20 protein-coding genes are annotated in these 18,569 nt (G+C 63.8%); 18 read left to right on the top strand and 2 right to left on the bottom strand.

Annotated elements, in window-relative coordinates; translation table 11 throughout:
* Positions 1–58: 58 nt before the first annotated feature.
* Entirely contained in the window at positions 59–952 is an 894-nt protein-coding gene (locus tag M4J39_RS01895; RefSeq protein WP_251726012.1) for a tetratricopeptide repeat protein, read from the bottom strand.
* Positions 953–1,725: 773 nt separating this feature from the next.
* On the opposite strand from M4J39_RS01895, the gene M4J39_RS01890 reads away from it, so the two are divergent.
* On the top strand, positions 1,726–3,204 hold the full coding sequence (locus M4J39_RS01890; RefSeq protein ID WP_251726010.1) for a YdiU family protein: 1,479 nt from the start codon (positions 1,726–1,728) through the stop codon (positions 3,202–3,204).
* Positions 3,205–3,222: 18 nt separating this feature from the next.
* On the opposite strand, the gene M4J39_RS01885 is transcribed toward M4J39_RS01890, so the two are convergent.
* Positions 3,223–3,594, bottom strand: coding sequence for an arsenate reductase (locus tag M4J39_RS01885; protein WP_251726008.1), 372 nt, complete (start codon positions 3,592–3,594; stop codon positions 3,223–3,225).
* Positions 3,595–3,883: 289 nt separating this feature from the next.
* Here M4J39_RS01885 and M4J39_RS01880 point away from each other — a divergent pair, with 289 nt between their 5' ends.
* From M4J39_RS01880 to hypE, 17 genes are all read left to right on the top strand, one after another.
* Positions 3,884–4,981, top strand: a complete 1,098-nt coding sequence (locus M4J39_RS01880) for a hydrogenase small subunit (RefSeq protein WP_251726006.1) — start codon at positions 3,884–3,886, stop codon at positions 4,979–4,981.
* A gap of 60 nt (positions 4,982–5,041) precedes the next feature.
* Positions 5,042–6,832, top strand: a complete 1,791-nt coding sequence (locus M4J39_RS01875) for a nickel-dependent hydrogenase large subunit (protein WP_251726005.1) — start codon at positions 5,042–5,044, stop codon at positions 6,830–6,832.
* 28 nt (positions 6,833–6,860) lie between these two features.
* Positions 6,861–7,574, top strand: coding sequence for a Ni/Fe-hydrogenase, b-type cytochrome subunit (cybH, locus tag M4J39_RS01870; protein ID WP_251726774.1), 714 nt, complete (start codon positions 6,861–6,863; stop codon positions 7,572–7,574).
* A gap of 5 nt (positions 7,575–7,579) precedes the next feature.
* Positions 7,580–8,143 (top strand): HyaD/HybD family hydrogenase maturation endopeptidase, encoded by a 564-nt coding sequence (locus tag M4J39_RS01865; protein WP_251726003.1) that lies wholly within the window; start codon positions 7,580–7,582, stop codon positions 8,141–8,143.
* Positions 8,144–8,155: 12 nt separating this feature from the next.
* Positions 8,156–8,449 (top strand): HypC/HybG/HupF family hydrogenase formation chaperone, encoded by a 294-nt coding sequence (gene hypC / locus M4J39_RS01860; RefSeq protein ID WP_251726001.1) that lies wholly within the window; start codon positions 8,156–8,158, stop codon positions 8,447–8,449.
* Positions 8,450–8,541: 92 nt separating this feature from the next.
* On the top strand, positions 8,542–9,366 hold the full coding sequence (locus M4J39_RS01855; protein WP_251726000.1) for a glycosyltransferase: 825 nt from the start codon (positions 8,542–8,544) through the stop codon (positions 9,364–9,366).
* A 10-nt stretch (positions 9,367–9,376) separates the two neighbouring features.
* Positions 9,377–9,817 (top strand): hydrogenase accessory protein, encoded by a 441-nt coding sequence (locus tag M4J39_RS01850; protein ID WP_251725998.1) that lies wholly within the window; start codon positions 9,377–9,379, stop codon positions 9,815–9,817.
* Positions 9,814–10,617 (top strand): hydrogenase expression/formation protein, encoded by an 804-nt coding sequence (locus M4J39_RS01845; protein WP_251725996.1) that lies wholly within the window; start codon positions 9,814–9,816, stop codon positions 10,615–10,617. The genes M4J39_RS01850 and M4J39_RS01845 overlap by 4 nt, the downstream gene beginning before the upstream one ends.
* Positions 10,614–10,799 carry a rubredoxin gene (locus M4J39_RS01840; RefSeq protein ID WP_251725994.1) on the top strand — a complete coding sequence of 62 codons (186 nt, stop codon included), beginning with the start codon at positions 10,614–10,616 and terminating at the stop codon, positions 10,797–10,799. Before M4J39_RS01845 ends, M4J39_RS01840 begins: the two co-directional genes overlap by 4 nt.
* The gene (hybE, locus tag M4J39_RS01835; RefSeq protein ID WP_251725992.1) at positions 10,789–11,277 is read left to right on the top strand and encodes a [NiFe]-hydrogenase assembly chaperone HybE; all 489 of its coding nucleotides are present in this window, start codon (positions 10,789–10,791) and stop codon (positions 11,275–11,277) included. Before M4J39_RS01840 ends, hybE begins: the two co-directional genes overlap by 11 nt.
* A gap of 11 nt (positions 11,278–11,288) precedes the next feature.
* Positions 11,289–12,272 carry a hypothetical protein gene (locus tag M4J39_RS01830; protein ID WP_251725990.1) on the top strand — a complete coding sequence of 328 codons (984 nt, stop codon included), beginning with the start codon at positions 11,289–11,291 and terminating at the stop codon, positions 12,270–12,272.
* Positions 12,265–12,606: a hydrogenase maturation nickel metallochaperone HypA gene (hypA, locus tag M4J39_RS01825; RefSeq protein WP_251725988.1), complete on the top strand. Its 342-nt coding sequence runs from the start codon at positions 12,265–12,267 to the stop codon at positions 12,604–12,606. Before M4J39_RS01830 ends, hypA begins: the two co-directional genes overlap by 8 nt.
* Positions 12,606–13,583: a hydrogenase nickel incorporation protein HypB gene (gene hypB / locus M4J39_RS01820; RefSeq protein WP_251725986.1), complete on the top strand. Its 978-nt coding sequence runs from the start codon at positions 12,606–12,608 to the stop codon at positions 13,581–13,583. Before hypA ends, hypB begins: the two co-directional genes overlap by 1 nt.
* Positions 13,584–13,590: 7 nt before the next feature.
* Entirely contained in the window at positions 13,591–15,855 is a 2,265-nt protein-coding gene (gene hypF, locus M4J39_RS01815; RefSeq protein WP_251725984.1) for a carbamoyltransferase HypF, read from the top strand.
* A 3-nt stretch (positions 15,856–15,858) separates the two neighbouring features.
* On the top strand, positions 15,859–16,101 hold the full coding sequence (locus M4J39_RS01810; protein WP_251725982.1) for a HypC/HybG/HupF family hydrogenase formation chaperone: 243 nt from the start codon (positions 15,859–15,861) through the stop codon (positions 16,099–16,101).
* Positions 16,098–17,252: a hydrogenase formation protein HypD gene (gene hypD, locus M4J39_RS01805; protein ID WP_251725980.1), complete on the top strand. Its 1,155-nt coding sequence runs from the start codon at positions 16,098–16,100 to the stop codon at positions 17,250–17,252. Before M4J39_RS01810 ends, hypD begins: the two co-directional genes overlap by 4 nt.
* Positions 17,249–18,295 (top strand): hydrogenase expression/formation protein HypE, encoded by a 1,047-nt coding sequence (gene hypE, locus M4J39_RS01800; protein WP_251725978.1) that lies wholly within the window; start codon positions 17,249–17,251, stop codon positions 18,293–18,295. The genes hypD and hypE overlap by 4 nt, the downstream gene beginning before the upstream one ends.
* Positions 18,296–18,569 lie beyond the last annotated feature (274 nt).

Below are 18,569 nucleotides of genomic sequence, written 5' to 3'. Positions count from 1 at the left end.
GCACCAAGCAAGAATCGTCACGGTGACGCGGCCGACGCCACTCCGGCCAAGGAAAGGCTCAGCGCGTTGCCGAAGCTTCGATCGGGCGTTCCGAAGGGGCGGCATAAGCCTGGGCAAAAGCGGCGTCGTTGTCCATCAGCCACTGATCGGCCAGAGCGATGGCCTTGCGGCGCTCATCCTCGCTCGCCAGCGAGAAGGCCTCTTCATGTGCGGCACGGATCGCCGCGTCGTCGTGATGCATGAGTTCGGCGCGCTTCAGGGCAATGGTCAGCCACATCAGGCCGTGCACCGGATTGGGCTCGATCTGGTCGCCCTTGACCAGCATCTCGCCGAGCTTGGCCTGAGCGTCGACCTGCCCCTTGCGCGCGGCAAGCAAGAACCATCGGGCGGCTTGACGAGGATCCTGATCCACACCGACACCGTCGAGATACATGGATCCGAGCTTCAACTGGGCAAGCGCGTCGCCGAAATAGGACGCGGCGTAGGTAAAGATCTCTCGGGCGCGATTGACGTTGGGAACGATAGCCGTGTCGGCTATTCCAGTCAGATAGTAGGACCCCACCTCGACGAAGGCGCTTGAAACGAAAGGCGCATCCGGAGAAGACGGCGAGTCCTCGCCGTGGGCCGAAATCAACTGGCTGAAGAACTCGAAGGCCTTCATGTCGTCTTCGGCGACGCCGTCACCCTTGGCGTACATGCGGCCGAGCTTCCACTGCGCGGCGGGGTGACCGCTCTGGGCCGCGGCGAGAAGGCCGGTGACCGCTTCGCGTTTGTCACCCGAGTAATAGGCCCGGGTCGCCTCGCGCAGCGTGGACATAGTGGCGGCATCGCAACACGCATCCTGCCTCGCGGCGGATTGCGGATCGAAGGCCAAGGCCTGCGAGCCGAACATCACGCCCAGAGACAGGGCGAGGGAAACCTTGCAGACGTTTCTGACACAGACACCCGACATGTTCACTCTCGGCGTTCCGCCCCGCCCGCTTTCCGGCCAGCGATGCCTGAGCATCGCGCCATCCACGAACCTTCCGTGGGACAAGGACGCTTGGCAACGGCTGCCACCCACGCTTTCCCACGCTTGTTATACAGCGATAAGGTCAGGTTCGTTTATGGCTGAATAGGGGCAATTTATGCCTAACGATTTCTGATTTCGCGAGTTTGATGGTCCTGTTGCGGATTCAACACAGCCGTCGCTACCCCAAGACTGTGGCTTGGCGCAATCGCGTAACCTTTCGGACCCGACTCCTCGGCTGGTCTCACATCTTGCCCCAGACAACGCCCAACCGCAGGATAACGATTCCGGCCAAGGCTCTTCCGCGCCTGGGCCAGAGAGCGGTGCAAGGATACGGAATCGGCTGCGAGGTGGGGTGGGATAGCCACGTTCGCTCCATGCACCGTTTCTCAGCCACAAGCCTAGCGCCCCTTTCAGCCGGCCCGGCCTATGAATATATATTTTTCAATATGTTATAGACCTTTATTGAAGTTACTCATCAAAGTAAAAACTACTCGATGTCTATTATTCCTGTTTATCATTTTCGCTTAACTGACTGATTCTGTTCTATCCACTTTGTTGATCAGAATGCCGATCAAACCGGCTTGTGGCGAGTAGCCCCCTTGCGGTGTGACGCCCAGAACTCTACGTAGAATACCCATGAGCCGGCCAACCGTCCGGTGACCGCCCCACGTTGCCAAGACCGTCGCCGATGGTTGGGATTCGAGGAGCCGTTCTTGCCGCTCGCGATCGCATTCGACAACAGCTACGCCCGTCTGCCTCCCCGCTTCTACGAGCGGGTCCGGCCGGAACCGGCTCCCTCTCCGGGGTTGCTGGTCCTCAACACGACGCTCGCGGCGGAACTTGGTCTCGACCCTGAGGCGCTTGCCTCGCCCGAGGGCGTCGCCGCGTTGTCGGGCGCTGCAGTGCCGGAGGGGGCCGATCCCATTGCCCTTGCCTATGCCGGCCATCAGTTCGGCCATTTCGTACCCGCGCTCGGCGACGGCCGGGCCTTGCTGCTCGGCGAATTGATCGCCCGCGATGGCCGGCGCCTGGATCTGCAGCTGAAAGGCTCCGGTCGAACGGCTTTCTCACGACGCGGCGACGGCAAGGCGGCGGTTGGGCCCGTACTCCGGGAATACCTGATCAGCGAAGCGATGGCGGCGTTCGGCATCCCGACGACCCGTTCTCTGGCTGCCGTCGCCACCGGCGAGACGGTTCTGCGCGAACGCCCTCTTCCGGGCGCCGTGTTGACCCGCGTTGCGACAAGTCACGTCCGAGTCGGCACCTTCCAGTATTTCGCCCATCGTTCCGACGTGGATGGCGTCCGCCGCCTCGCCGATTACGTAATCGAGCGGCTCTATCCCGACATCTCCGGCAGCGACGCCCCTTATGCCGCGCTTTTCGAGAGCGTCGTCCAGCGACAAGCCCGGCTGATCGCGCTTTGGCTGTCCGTCGGTTTCATCCACGGCGTGATGAACACCGACAACATGGCGATCTCCGGCGAGACCATCGATTACGGCCCATGCGCTTTCCTGGACGCCTATGAGCCAAACCTGGCGCTGAGCTCCATCGACAGGCAGGGGCGTTATGCCTATGGACGACAGCCGCAAATCGCCCAATGGAACCTCGCCCGGCTCGGAGAATGCCTGTTGCCACTCCTCTCCGACGACCGGGACAAGGCGGTTGAGATCGTCGTCGAGCGTTTAAGCGGGTTTGCCGGCAAGTTCGAGTCGGCCTATTTCGGGCGGTTTCTCGAAAAGCTTGGCATCGCCCAAGAGCGTAGTGGAGACCGCGAGCTGGTCACCGAACTGCTCTCGCTGATGCAGGTTGGAAAGGCCGACTTCACCCTCACCTTCCGCCGTCTCGCCAACCTGACCGACCCCGATGCCGATACCGAAGCCTTCCTGTCGCTTTTCGGCGGCAACGCCGGTCTCGAACCCTGGCTGACAAACTGGCGGGCACGGCTCGCAACAGGCGGCCGTTCCCCCGCCGAGTCCGCCGCGGCCATGCGGGCGATCAATCCGGCAGTCATTCCCCGCAACCATCAAGTGGAAAAGGCGCTCGATGCCATCATCGACGGGAGCGACGGCGCCCCCTATGTTCGCCTGCTGCAGGCGGTGACGCGCCCGTTCGAGGATCGCCCGGAAGATGCGGATCTGGCCTTGCCACCGCGCCCGGAAGATCGCGTGATGGCGACCTTCTGCGGCACCTGACCGACGTCCGCCCCAATCCTATGGTGCAGGATTGGACGGATCGAAGCTTGCCGTAAAGGACTCGTCCGAAAAGCCGATGACCAGCTTGCCGCCATCGGCCTCGATGATCGGGCGGCGGATCATGCTCGGCTTTTCGATCATCAAGGCGATGGCGCGTTGATCGTCGAGGCTTGCCTTGGCGGTTTCGGGCAGGCCGCGAAACGTGAGCCCGCTCTTGTTGGCAACGTGCTCCCAGCCTCCGGCGCGCGACACCCAGCTCGCAAGCTTGTCAGCGGTGACGCCCGACTTCTTGTAGTCATGAAAGCTGTAGGCGACGCCGTGTTGGTCGAGCCAGGCAAAAGCCTTTCTCATGGTGTTGCAGTTCTTGATTCCATAGACGGTAATGGGCATCGCTTTACCTCTTGGTTGTACTGGGCTCGCCGGAACAAAGTCGCACACGGGCGCCGATCCATACGGGAAGACACCTATCCGTTCCGCTCACTCTCAAACTATCCCGTTATTTCAACGACGAAAACCCGGCTCGTGTAGTCATCACTACGATTTGTGATCTGGACCCATTCTGAACTGAAGGCTAAGCAGCATGAGCGATTGCTAATGTTCTCGAGTCGCGGAGCAGGACGTCGTTTCCGACGCTTGAGCGACCGGTCTTCGGCATTGGTTCGCTATTCGGGGGAACAGCATGGGTTCGGCGACCGAGACCTTTTACGACGTGATCCGGAGGCAGGGGATCACGCGACGGAGCTTTGTCAAATTCTGCAATCTGACGGCGGCGAGTCTCGGGCTTGGCCCGGTGGCGGCCACCCAGATGGCCCGGGCCCTGGAAACCAAGCCGCGCATCCCCGTCATCTGGATGCACGGGCTAGAATGTACCTGCTGCTCGGAAAGCTTCATCCGCTCGGCTCATCCGCTGGCCAAGGACGTCATCCTGTCGATGATCTCTCTCGACTATGACGACACTCTGATGGCCGCCGCCGGCCATCAGGCCGAGGCTATCCTCCAGGAAACCCGCGAAAAGTACAAAGGCGGCTACATCCTCGCCGTGGAAGGCAATCCGCCGCTCAACGAAGACGGCATGTACTGCATCGACGGCGGCCGTCCGTTCGTCGAGAAGCTGAAGGAGATGGCCGGCGACGCCATGGCGGTGATCGCCTGGGGCGCCTGTGCGTCCTGGGGTTGCGTGCAGGCGGCCAAGCCCAACCCGACTCAGGCGGTACCAATCGACAAGGTGATCCGCGACAAGCCGATCATCAAGGTGCCCGGCTGCCCGCCGATTGCCGAGGTGATGACCGGCGTCATCAGCTACATCCTAACCTTCGGCAAGATGCCCGAGCTCGACCGCCAGGGGCGGCCGAAGATGTTCTATTCGCAGCGCATCCACGACAAGTGCTATCGTCGCCCGCATTTCGATGCCGGCCAGTTCGTCGAGAGCTGGGACGACGAGAGCGCCCGCAAGGGCTACTGCCTCTACAAGGTGGGCTGCAAGGGACCGACTACCTACAACGCCTGTTCGACGGTGCGCTGGAACGGCGGAGTCTCCTTCCCCATCCAATCGGGTCACGGCTGTATCGGTTGTTCCGAAGACGGCTTCTGGGACAAGGGGTCGTTCTACGACCGCCTGACCACCATCCGGCAATTTGGCGTCGAGGCCACGGCCGATCAGATCGGTCTTCTGGCAACCGGCGCGGTGATCGGCGGCGTGGCCGTCCACACGGCCGCGACGGCGGTGAAGCGCCTCACCAGCAAGCACGACCCCCATCGTCGCAACGATCAGCAGTAACAGCCCGGCGCGCGGGCGCCCAGCGCTCCGCCGGCCCTCACATGAACGGGACACTTTTCCATGGGCATCGAAACCCCCAACGGCTTCAAGCTCGACAATGCCGGCCGTCGCATCGTCGTCGATCCGGTCACGCGCATTGAGGGTCACATGCGCGTCGAGGTGAACGTCGACGCCGACAACGTCATCCGCAACGCCGTTTCCACCGGCACCATGTGGCGAGGCATCGAGGTTATCCTGAAGGGCCGGGACCCGCGCGACGCCTGGGCCTTCACCGAGCGCATCTGCGGCGTCTGCACGGGCACACACGCGCTGACCTCGGTACGAGCCGTCGAAAACGCGCTCGGCATAAACATTCCCGAGAACGCCAACTCGATCCGAAACATCATGCAGCTGACGCTTCAGGTGCATGATCACCTCGTCCACTTCTACCATCTGCACGCGCTCGACTGGGTAGACGTGGTGTCGGCGCTGTCGGCCGACCCAAAGGCAACCAGTGCACTCGCACAGTCTATTTCCGATTGGCCACTCTCCTCGCCCGGCTATTTCCGCGATCTGCAGGGGCGTCTCAAGAAATTCGTCGAAAGCGGACAGCTCGGCCCGTTCAAGAATGGCTACTGGGGACATGCCGCCTACAAGCTGCCGCCCGAAGCCAACCTGATGGCCGTGGCCCATTATCTGGAAGCGCTCGACTTCCAGAAGGAAATCGTCAAGATTCACACCATCTACGGCGGCAAGAACCCGCATCCCAACTGGCTGGTGGGCGGCGTTCCCTCGCCGATCAACGTGGACGGCACCGGCGCCGTCGGCGCCATCAACATGGAGCGGCTCAACCTGGTCTCGTCGATCATCGATCAGACGATCGCCTTCACCGAGCAGGTCTACCTGCCTGACCTCAAGGCCATCGGTTCCTTCTACAAGGACTGGCTGCACGGCGGTGGCCTGTCGTCGACCTCGGTGATGAGCTACGGCGACATTCCCGAGCACGCCAACGACTATTCGGATGCTTCACTCAAGCTGCCGCGCGGCGTCATCCTCAACGGCAAGCTCGACGAGATCCATCCGATCGACCTCGGCAACCCGGACGAGGTGCAGGAGTTCGTCACCCACTCCTGGTACAAGTACCCCGACGAGACCAAGGGGCTGCATCCCTGGGACGGCGTCACCGAGCCGCATTTCGAGCTCGGCCCCAACGCACGCGGCACCAAGACGAACATCGAGGCGCTGGACGAAGCGGCGAAATACTCCTTCATCAAGTCGCCACGCTGGAAGGGCCACGCCGTCGAAGTGGGACCGCTGGCCCGCTACGTCATCGGCTACGCCCAAGGCAAGGCCGAATTCAAGGAACCGGTCGACAAGCTGCTCACCGACCTCGGCCTGCCGCTCACCGCGCTATTCTCGACGCTAGGCCGCACGGCCGCACGGGCCCTCGAATGCCAATGGGCGGCGCGCGAACTGCGCTACTTCCAGGACAAGCTCGTCGCCAACATCAAGGCAGGCGACCTTTCCACCGCCAATACCGACAAGTGGACGCCGGACACCTGGCCGAAGGAGGCGAAGGGCGTCGGTTTCACCGAGGCGCCGCGCGGCGCGCTCGGTCATTGGATCAAGATCAAGGACGGCAAGATCGACAACTATCAGGCCGTTGTCCCCACCACATGGAACGGCTCGCCGCGCGATCCCGAGGGGAACATCGGCGCCTTCGAGGCGGCGCTGCTCGACACGCCGATGGCCGATCCCGAGCAACCGCTTGAGATTCTGAGGACGCTGCACTCCTTCGATCCATGCCTTGCCTGCTCTACCCACGTGATGAGCGAAGACGGGCAGGACATGGCAACCGTCACCGTCCGCTGAGGGCAACGCCATGGCACATGACGCGAAGATGCTCACCGGCGTGATGGACGCCACCGACGACGTCATCGTCGCCGGCCCGTCCATCTATGTCTACGAGGCGCCGGTGCGCCTCTGGCACTGGGGCAACGCCCTCTGCATCACCATTCTGGCGGTGACAGGCTATTTCATAGGTTCGCCGCCGCCGACCATGCCGGGCGAAGCTTCGGACAGCTTCCTGTTCGGCTATATCCGCTTCGCCCACTTCGCTGCCGGGCAGGTGCTGGCCGTGGCCTTTCTCGCCCGCATTCTCTGGGCGTTCTGGGGCAACAAGTACTCGCGCCAGATTTTCTATATTCCGGTATGGGAAAAGACGTGGTGGAAAGGCATCATCCGCGAAGCACGTTGGTACCTTTTCCTTGAAAAGGAACCCTACAAGTACATCGGCCACAATCCGCTTGCTCATACGGCCATGTTCGCGATGTTCACGCTGTTCAATCTCGGCATGATCATCACCGGCTTCGCGCTCTACTCGGAAGGCACCGGTCGCGACAGCTGGCAGGCCAAGGCTTTCGGCTGGGTGTTCGACATCTGGCCGAACTCTCAAGACATCCACACGCTGCATCACCTGGGCATGTGGGTGATCGTCATCTTCGCCATCATCCATATCTACGCCGCGGTGCGCGAGGACATAATGAGCCGTCAGACCATGATCTCCACCATGATCTCCGGCGAGCGGCAGTTCCGCGACGAGCGCGAGGGATAAGCGGCATGAGCGTGTTGGTCTTGGGAATCGGCAACATCCTCTGGGCCGACGAGGGCTTCGGCGTTCGCGCTATCGAAGCCTTCCATCGGCTCTATTCCATGGCCGATGGAGTCGATCTGCTCGATGGCGGCACGCAAGGTCTCTACCTCGTCAATCATGTTGCCGAGGCCGAACGCCTTCTGGTGTTCGATGCCATCGATTACGGCCTTGCGCCCGGCACGCTGAAGGTGGTGCGGGGGGATGAGGTGCCGAAATTTACCGGCGCCAAGAAGATGAGCCTGCATCAGACCGGCTTTCAGGAAGTTCTTTCCGCAGCCGACCTCATGGGGCACTATCCAGGCGATATCGCCCTGATCGGCTGCCAGCCGCTCGACCTCGAAGACTGGGGCGGGCCATTGACCGCTCCGGTCGCCGCCAGCATCGAGCCGGCGATCGCCCTTGCGGTCGACATTCTATCGGGCTGGGGCGTCCCCCCGGTCCGGCGCGAGTTTTCCCTTCCTCCGGAAGGCGGCCTGCTTGCCAACGACATCGATCGGGTCGCCTACGAGCGACCGCGTGCCGCTGGTTGAGGGAACCGAAACATGTGCCTTGGCCTGCCGATGACCGTCGTCGATGGCGACGACTTTTCCGCTCTCTGCGAATGGCATGGAGAGACGCGGCGGGTCTCGACGCTGCTGGTCGGCAAACAGGCGCCCGGAGCCCGGTTGCTCGTACACCTCGACAGCGCCATTCGCGTGCTTGACGACGCGGAGGCCGAGGCGATCAGCCTTGCGCTCGATGGCCTCGCGGCCGCTGCGGAGGGGCGCCCCTTCGAGCATCTTTTCGCCGATCTCATGGACCGTGAACCGGAACTGCCTGTTCATCTCAGGAAATGAGGGCGCTCGGTCTGGAATCTTACGATAGCAATGGGCGCCGGCCGGGCTAGTCTTCCTGTCCAGTATCTGCGAAGCACCGAGGACGTGTCAGTATGAGTGCCAAGATCAAGCATGTTTTCCTAACACGCTTCAACGTGCCTTCGCCGGGGCGGGAACTCTACCTCCGCTCTCAACCGGGATGGTTGGCCGATCGGTTTCGCCTGTTCCGCGACTATTGCTTGCCGAGCGTCGCACAGCAGACGGAAACGGATTTCGACTGGGTGATCTTTTTCGATCGGGAGACGCCCGCCGAGTTCAAGCAGGTCATCGGTGATCTTCAGAGGGTTTTCCCATTTCATGCCGAGTTCACCGATCTCTTCATGATGCCGGAGATCATTCCGGCCGTTCTGCCTCGATATGCGGACAGCGACTGGCTCTTGACCACCCGTCTCGACAGTGACGACATCCTGGCCGTCGACCATGTCGCCCGGCTCCGCGAAGCGGCGCGAGCGGGCGCCGCCCAGGTGTTCAATTTTCCAAATGGCGCAATCCTTTCGGCAGCCAGCACCACACCGCGTCTCTATCGGATCGTCGACCGCAAGAATCCTTTCGCCTCACTGCTGGAGCCAATGGCGCTCGACGCCCGGACCATATGGGGCGAGATTCACGTCAACATCGCCCGATTGGCACCGGTCCGACAGATCGAAGGACGTCCGGCTTGGTTGCAGGTGGTCCACGGCGGCAACGTTTCCAACCGGATCAAGGGGACACGGGTCCGCCTCGAGTCCATGGCCGACCTGTTTACGACGATTCCAGCGCTTCGCGACGCCGAAGGTGAAAACGACTTTGAAATTGCCGCCGAGAACTACCTCCTTACGCCGTGGCGCCAGACGCGTGGTGTCGGTCGTTACGTCGTCGCTCGATTGAAGGGGCTGTGAGACCAAATCCATGTCCGCATTGATCGCCGCACTCGCAAACCGCCACGGCTTGCCGACCATCGACGCCGATATGCTCGACGCCTTCCTTGCGCCTGCCCCCGGCGAGCCGGACCATGCGCTGTTGTTCTTTACCGGCGACCCCGACCAGCGGAGCGACAGCGGTGACGTTGCCGTGGTGCTGCCGGAGCTGCTGTCCGCCTTCCATGGTCGTTTCCGGGCGGGCGTGGTCGCCCGATCGGCCGAAACGACGCTGAAGTCGCGCTGTCGGGTCGAGGTTTTTCCGTCGTTGGTCGTATTGCGTGATCAAACGGTGCTCGACGTGTTGCCTCGCATTCGCGACTGGAGCGAATATCTCGACCGTCTCGAAGCTGCGCTAAAAGAGGACGCACCGGCATTTGCCGCTCCAAGCCGCATCGAGATTACTGCAAATGCTCGGAGGGACGAGGCATGACGACGGATCTTCCGACAACCGGCCGAACCACGGGCACCGGTACCCTCGCCTTTCTGGCGACGTCCGACGCCGAGGCGCTGATTGCTCGCTGCCCCAGTGTCGCCCGTCTTCTTCCGGACATGGCGGCGGCGCTTGAACGGCAAACCGTGACGGCCCCTGGCTTGCTGTTCGACCTCGCCCCCTTGACCGATGACGAAAGGCGGCTGCTCAATGAGATCCTCGGCGAGGGCGAAGTGGCGGCCACGGTAGCGCTTCCGGACGGAGTGATGGCCGAGATTGTCGAGAGCGTCTTTGCCGGCCTCTGGCGCGTCCGTTTCCTGGGCTCCGATCACACGATCATCGCCGACTATGCCGAAGTCTCAGCCGTGCCGCAGGCGGTGCGCCGCGCCGCGGCGATGACGCTGCCGAACCTCGATCTCGGGGCCCTGCCGGACGGCGTGATGAATGCGCCGGCGGTTTTGGCGGAAATCGCCGATCGCGCTGAACAATACCGACCGGGCGAGCCCAACCACGTCATTTCGCTGACATTGATGCCGATGCTGGCGGAGGATCTCGAGCTTCTGGTCGATCGGCTCGGAACCGGCCCGATGAAAATCGTCTCGCGCGGTTATGGCAGCTGCCGCGTCCAGGCGACGGCCATCCACAATGTCTGGTCGGTACAGTTCTTCAACGCCATGGACGCCATCCTGCTCGACACCATCGAGATCGGCGACGTTCCGACCGCAGCGCAGGCAGCGATGGAGGACTTTCGCGACTCGGCCGTCCGTCTCCGCGAGATCGGCGAGGCCTACTTCCAATGACTTCTCGCCATAAAGATCGTTGGGAGTGCGGTGTCTGCTGGACGGTGTATGATCCGGCCGAGGGAGACGACGTGGCGCAGGTGCCACCGGGCACACCCTTTCAGGCATTGCCGGAGGACTGGCACTGTCCGAACTGCGACGGATCCAGGCTCAGGTTCATGAGGATCGACGATGATCGCTGATGCGCTCCTGTCCGACCTTGATGACGAGGGACTTGTCCGCCGCCTCGAGGATTTCTGGCGAGCGGCCGACAACCGCATGTCCACCCTCCCCGTTCACAATCCGGCGCTTGCCGTCATGGTGACACCGATCCGGCGCTTCGGCCGCTTCCGCTTCGCAGCGGTGGTCGCGCCTTGGTGCATGGTCGTCGTCGCCGTACCCGACGGCGGCATCACACTGCCGCCCGACGGTGTCACGCTGAGGCTTGAGTTACCGGCCGGCGAGGTCGATTTCGTGGTGGCATCTATGGAGAACGCCGGCCGCTATGGCACGGCGTCGCTGTTCTCGCCGATGGATGAGTTCGACGATCAAGTAGTCGCCGAAGAGGTCGCCTTGGCCGCTCTGGACGAACTGTTGCATGAATCGGAACCATCGGACGTCGGGCCGCTCTCCATCAGCCTGGACCGCCGCCGCCTTATGGGCTTCGGACACGGCGGGTAGGAGGTCGGGTCATGAGCGGCTTTGATCCAGGCAGAGTGACCGTCGGCTTTTCCCTAACGAATGGCGTGGTCACCGCGGCCTCGATCCGCTCGGCACGACCGTTGTCGCTAGCCTCGCGCTTTGCCGGACGACCAGTCGAGCAGGCGGTTGAGGCGGTTGGTCTCGTCAATGCCGTCTGTGGCGTCTCGCACGCCGCAGCACTGACTTTTGCCGCTGCGATGGCCGGCCAGCGCACCATTTCGAGGGACGTGGCGGAGCGTTGGCGTGTTCGTTTGGCGGCGGAGCGGGTCGCCGAGCATTTGCGCGAGCTGGTTCGTCTGGCTCCCGTCGCGGCCTTCCCCATTGTGCGCGAAGCACTTGAAGCCGCCCGCAAGGCGGCTCGGACCGGAGTCGCAGGCGAGGACATCCGAGCCATCGGGGCTGCCTTCGGTCTCGTGCCCGAGTGGTTGCCGGCGTTGCCGGACCACCCCGCCCAGCCTGATGCGCTGACCTCCTTCGACGATGAGGCCGTCGCGGCCGCGCTGGTGGAGGATGCCGAGTTTTCGGCCCGCCCCTTCCTCCCAGGCCGGCACCCCGAAACTGGCCCGGCGGCCCGCCTCGGCTGGTCCGCTTCCGTTCAAGGCGCGACGGACGCGGCCCGTCTCGTCGAGGCGGAGGAGGCGCTCGGTCTTCTTCTTGGCGGAGCCAGTAACGAGGGAGATTTCGGCCACTGGCTTACTGCAAATCGGACGCAGAACCATACGGGATACGCCTCAGTGGAAAGTCCACGCGGCAGGTTATATTATTCTGCCGTGGTGCAAGGAGATGGACGGCTCCGAGACGCCCGCGTTGTCGCCCCCACGGAATGGAACTTCCATCCCGACGGACCGTTTGCGCGTGCCCTCGTTGGGTTCCGGCCGGAAGGCGATCCGGTTCCGGCGATCGCCCGGTTGGCGGCGCGATTCTCTCCCTGTGTTGCCGTTGACGTCGTCCCTGAGGGGGCACTCGATGCATGAGATGTCGCTTTGCGAGGCGGTGGTGGAGATCGCCGTCGAGGAGGCGAAACGAAACGGTGCCAAGCACATTCGGTCGCTGGTTCTGGAGGTGGGCGTATTTGGCCATGTCGACCCCGACGCCTTGGCTTTCTGCTTTTCGGCCGTCAGCCACGGGACCCTTGCGGAGAATGCAAGGCTGGTCATCGAATGCATTCCCGGCAGTGGCTGGTGCCTCGATTGTGCTAAGACCGTGCCGATGACCGAACGCTTCGGCGCCTGCCCGGAATGTGGGCGCCGGCACGTGCAGATGAGCAGCGGTGACGAGCTCAGGCTGCGCGAACTGGAGGTGGAGTGATGTGCAAGGATTGCGGTTGCGGGTCGGGCGGTACCGGCTACAGGATCAACGGCAAGACGCCGGCGGAGCTTCATGGCCATCCCCACGATCATCCCCACGATCACGAGCATGGCCACGATCATCACCATCACGACCATGCTCACCCGCATGAGCACGACCATTCCCATAGTCATGATCATGACCACCATCATCACGACCACGATCACTCACATGATCACGGGCACTCCCATGATCACGGGCACTCACATCACGTACATGCCGCACCGCTTGCCGCCGTGCATCGGCCCGACATCGACAGCGAGCGGGTGATCCGCATCGAGCGCGACATCCTCGCCAAGAACAACGACGCCGCCCGGCAGAACCGCGCCCGTCTCGCGGCCACCGGCACGCTGGCGCTCAACCTGATGTCGTCGCCCGGTTCGGGCAAGACGACGCTTCTGGTGCGCGCCATTGAGGACCTGAAGGCAAAGTTCCCGATTTCCGTCATCGAGGGCGATCAGCAGACCGAGAACGACGCGGAGCGCATCCGCGCGACCGGCGCCCGGGCGGTTCAGATCAATACCGGCAAGGGATGCCATCTCGAAGCGGGCATGGTTGGCGCCGCGCTCGACGACATCAAGGCGGAGCCAGGTGGTCTTCTGTTCATCGAGAACGTCGGTAACCTTGTCTGTCCGGCCGGTTTCGACCTCGGGGAGGCGCACAAGGTGGTCGTACTCTCGGTCACCGAGGGGGAGGACAAGCCGCTGAAATACCCCGACATGTTTGCCGTCGCCGATCTCCTTCTCCTCAACAAGGCCGATCTGCTGCCGCATCTGAAGTTCGACGTCGGCAAGTGTCTCGCGGCAGCGCTCACGGTCAACCCGCACCTTCAGACACTGGTGGTCTCCGCCGAAACCGGCGAGGGAATGGCCGCTTTCTATGCCTGGATCGAAGCGCGGGCGAGCCTGTCTCGGGCTGCCGCTGTCGCGCAGGCCTGACGAGACGATGACCGCCGTGCCCACTCCCGACGCCTTCGCCTCCGTGGCTCGCCTTTTCATCAAGGTGAACGGCGCGGTGCAGGGTGTGGGCATGCGCCCCTTCGTCCATCGGCTGGCGACGGAGTGCGGCCTGACCGGTTATGTCCGCAACGGTGCGGACGGCGTCACCATCGAAGTGGAAGGCGTGCGCGTCGAGGAGTTTGCGCGGCGCCTGGGTTCGGAAGCGCCGCCGCTGGCCCGCATCGACACGGTCCATCGTAAGAACATGCCAGTGACTGGCGACACCGAGTTCGTCATCAAGGAGAGCCTCGACGGCGAGACCATGACGCGTATCGTGGCCGACGCGGCCACCTGCGATGCCTGCCTTGCCGAACTTTTCGACCCGTCGAGCCGCTACTTCGCCTATCCCTTCGTCAACTGCACCCACTGCGGGCCGCGCTACACCATCACCCGTCGCCTGCCCTACGACCGGCGGCAGACGTCGATGGCCTCGTTCCCGATGTGCCCGGATTGCGCCGTGGCCTACACGGACGTCCGCGACCGGCGGTTTCATGCCGAACCGGTCGCCTGCCCAGCCTGCGGCCCGAAGCTCAGCCACTCAGTCGCCGAGATCGCGTCTGCCATCCGGGCCGGCCGCATCGTGGCGCTGAAGGGTATCGGCGGTTTCCATCTCGTCTGCGACGGCCGCAACGCGGAGGCTGTGTCGGCGCTCCGGACAAGAAAGGCGCGCGAGTTCAAGCCTTTCGCGCTGATGGTGGCCAATGTCGCCTCCATCCCGGCCATCGCCGAAGCGTCGCCGGAGGAGCGCGCGCTCTGTTCGTCAACCGCCCGGCCGATCGTGCTGATGCGGGCGAAGCCCGACGTGCTGGCGCCCGCCGTCTCGCCCGGCCTCTCCCGCGTCGGCGTCATGCTGGCCTACGCACCGGTGCATCACCTGTTGTTTGCAGCGCTCGCCGATCATGACTTCGCCGGTCACGATCCGCATGCTGCCAACGACTTCGTTCTGGTCGCCACCTCAGCCAACCCAGGTGGCGAGCCGCTGGTGGTGGACGACCAGGACGCGACCCAGCGTCTTGCTGGCATCGCCGACCTGATCGTCACGCATGATCGGGCCATCGTCGTGCGCGCCGACGACAGCGTTACCCAGATCATTGCAGGAGCACCATCGTTCCTGCGCCGTGCGCGCGGCTACGTACCCGAGCCGATCGCTCTCTCCGAAGACGGGCCGGCGACGCTTGCCCTCGGTGCGCACCTCAAATCCACTGTGACGCTGACGCGCGGGCGTGAAGCTTTCGTCTCCCAGCATGTCGGCGACCTCGACACCGCCGAAACGCTGAGATTCTACCGCGAGACCATCGCCCATCTCACCGATATCGTCGGCGTTAAGCCCGAACTGATCGCTTCCGATCTCCACCCGGACTATCGCTCCAGTCAGATGGCGGAGGAGTTCGGCTTGCCTGTCGTGCGCGTGCAGCACCACGCGGCGCATGTGGCGGCGGTGGCAGCCGAAGCCGGAGTTGATGGCCCGGCACTCGGCCTTGCCCTCGACGGTCATGGTCTTGGAGACGATGGCGGGGCCTGGGGCGGCGAGTTGCTCGCGGTCGATGGTGCGACACACCGCCGCCTCGGCCATCTCGCTCCGCTACCACTGCCAGGCGGCGATCGCGCCGCTCGCGAGCCGTGGCGGATGGGAGTCGGCGCCCTGGCCGCTCTCGGACGGGTTGATCTCGCATCGGTGCTTTTCCCGGACCGATCCCTGGCCGGCCCGCTTGCCAACCGCGTTGCCTCGGGCGCCGAGCGGCTGTCCACGACCTCGCTCGGTCGATTGTTCGATGCGGCGGCGGCGCTACTCGGCGTCCGGTCCGTGCAGGACTACGAGGGGCAGGCGGCGATGGAACTGGAGGCGCTGGTCGATGAACCTGCAGTCCTGGACGGCGGCTTCACCTTGGAAGATGGCGTCCTGTCCTTCTCGCCACTTCTTGCCCACTTCGCCCTCGCCCGCCCCGACGCCCGCACCGGCGCATCGCTGTTCCATGGCACGCTGATCGACGGCTTCGCCGCCCTCGCCCGTCATGGCGCGGCGGCCGCCAGCCTCACGGAGATCGCGCTCGGCGGCGGCTGTCTGATGAATCGTGTTTTGGCCGCAGGACTTTCGACCGAGCTAGTCAAGTCCAACCTCACTCCCCTCCTCGCCCGGCGCCTGCCGGCCAACGATGGCGGCCTTTCCTTCGGGCAGGCCGTCCTCGCCCGCCGAGCCTTCTCGGAGATCTGACCCATGTGCCTTGCCGTTCCCGCCCTCGTCACCGAGATCCTGCCCGACAACATGGCCAAGATCAGCCTTGATGGCGTGTCGATGACAATTTCCGTCGCGCTGGTGAAGAACGTCGCCGTCGGTGACTACGTCATCGTTCACGTCGGCTACGCACTTTCCAAGGTCGACCCCGACGAGGCACGGCGTACCCTCGATCTGCTCGATGAGGCGCGCGGCGTGGCGGTGGCGGCCGGAGGTGCTCTATGAAATACGTCGACGAGTATCGTGACGGCGACAAGGCGCGTGATATCGCGGCGGCCATCGCTGCCGAAGTACGGCCCGACCGCTCATACGCCTTCATGGAGTTCTGCGGCGGGCACACGCACGCCATCTCCCGCTATGGCATCGAGGATTTGCTGCCCGCCAACGTGCGCATGATCCACGGCCCCGGCTGTCCGGTCTGCGTCCTGCCGATCGGCCGCATCGACGACGCCATCCGTCTCGCAAGGCGACCGGAGGTGACGCTCTGCACCTATGCCGACCTGATGCGCGTGCCGGCCTCCGGCGGCCTCAGCCTGATGAAGGCCAAGGCGGCAGGCGCCGACATCCGCATGGTCTATTCCTCACTCGACGCCATCCGCATCGCCGAGGCCAATCCCGAGCGGCAGGTGGTGTTCTTCGCCATCGGCTTCGAAACGACGACGCCGCCGACTGCTGTGGCGCTGAAGACTGCCGAGGCCAAGGGCCTCAACAACTTCTCGATCTACTGCAATCACGTGCTGACGCCGGTCGCCATGCGGGCCATTCTCGACATGCCGCCGACGCCGGATGAGCCGCCGATCGCCATCGAGGGCTTCGTCGGGCCGTCCCACGTCTCGACCATCATCGGGATGGAGCCCTACGAAGTATTCGCCCGGGACTATCGCAAACCGGTGGTCATCGCCGGCTTCGAGCCGCTCGATGTGATGTACGCCATTCTGATGCTTGTGCGTCAGGTCAACGAGCAGCGAGCCGAAGTCGAGAACCAGTACATTCGCGCCGTCCGAGCGGATGGCAACCGCGTCGCCATCGACCTCTGCGACGAAGTGTTCGAGCTGCGCGACAGCTTCGAATGGCGCGGACTTGGCGCCGTGCCGAGGAGCGCGCTCAAGCTGCGCGACGCCTTCGCCTTCTACGATGTCGAAAAGCGCTTCGCCATCGAGACGCAGCCGGCCGAGGACAACCCCGCCTGCGAATGCGGCGCCATCCTGCGCGGGCAGAAGAAGCCGGCCGACTGCCGCCTGTTCGGTACTGTCTGCACCCCGGAAACGCCAATCGGGGCCTGCATGGTGTCGTCGGAAGGCGCCTGCGCCGCCCATTGGACCTATGGACGCTTCCGCACCCGTCAGACCGATGCGGACCTCCGGAGAAGCGCATGAGCAAGACCTTTCGTCGCAAGCTCGACCTTAAGAACGGGCGTGTCGACATGAGCCACGGTGCCGGTGGCCGCGCCATGGCCGAGCTGATTTCCTCGATCTTCAAGGATGCCTTCGGCAACGAGCTGCTCGATCAGGGCAACGATCAGGCGAGCTTTCCGACACCGGTCGGCGGCCGCATGGTGATGACGACCGACGGCTATGTGGTGTCGCCGATCTTCTTTCCGGGCGGCGACATCGGGTCGCTCGCCGTGCACGGAACGGTCAACGATCTTGCCATGGCCGGCGCGAAACCGCTTTACCTTTCGGCGAGCTACATCATCGAGGAGGGCTTCCCTTTCGGCGATCTGAAACGCATTGCCGAGTCCATGGGGGCAGCGGCCAAGACGGCCGGCGTGACGATCGTCACCGGCGATACCAAGGTCGTGGAGCGCGGCAAGGCGGATGGCGTGTTCATATCGACGGCCGGCGTCGGCGTTGTGCCCGACGGTCTCGTGCTGTCCGGAGACCGGGCCAGACCGGGCGACAAGGTGATCGTTTCCGGGTCGATGGGCGATCACGGTGTCGCCATCATGTCGAGCCGCGAGAACCTTACGTTCGAAACGGAAATCCTGTCGGACAGCGCGGCGCTCAACGGTCTCGTCGAGGCGATGGTCGCTGTGGCCGGTCCTCACCTCAGGCTGATGCGCGACCCGACACGCGGGGGGCTCGCCGCGACACTCAACGAGCTCGCCCACCAGTCGGGCGTCGGCTTCCGCATTGTCGAGGATCGCATCCCCATCAAGCGCCAGGTCGCCGCCGCCTGCGAACTTCTGGGGCTCGACCCACTCAACGTCGCCAACGAAGGCAAGCTCGTCGCCGTCGTGGCACCGGAGGCCGCTGACAGATTGGTGGAAACGATGCGGGCGCACCCGCTTGGCGCGGATGCGGCCATCATCGGTGAAACGGTCGAAGACGATCAGCACTTCGTGCAGATGACCACCGGCTTCGGCGGCGGTCGCATCGTCGACTGGCTGGCCGGCGAACAGTTGCCGCGCATCTGTTGATCGAGGCGACGTCGCGACATCCGTGCAACAGCGCCGCGGCGTCGATCCAACTGAATTGATTGAATACCAACAAACAATTCCCGAGCCGCAGCCGACCCGGTATGCTTCGCGCCATCCTTTGAGTCTTCAATGACAGCCGCCTCGTCCGTCACCGATATCGATCGGGCCGGGATCGCGGCTCCCGCACCGGTCGGAGCGGGTTCGCCGGCGCCGACAGGCGCCTCGACGAGCAGATGCGCAAGCAGTCTCGCGCGTTGACCTCACGGAGCCGCCG

Origin of the sequence: Pleomorphomonas sp. NRK KF1, from assembly GCF_023721755.1 — a bacterium.
In the GTDB taxonomy this organism is placed as follows: Bacteria; Pseudomonadota; Alphaproteobacteria; order Rhizobiales; family Pleomorphomonadaceae; genus Pleomorphomonas.
Note: the sequence above shows the minus strand (reverse complement) of the source record. Positions and strands in the feature narration are given on the sequence as shown.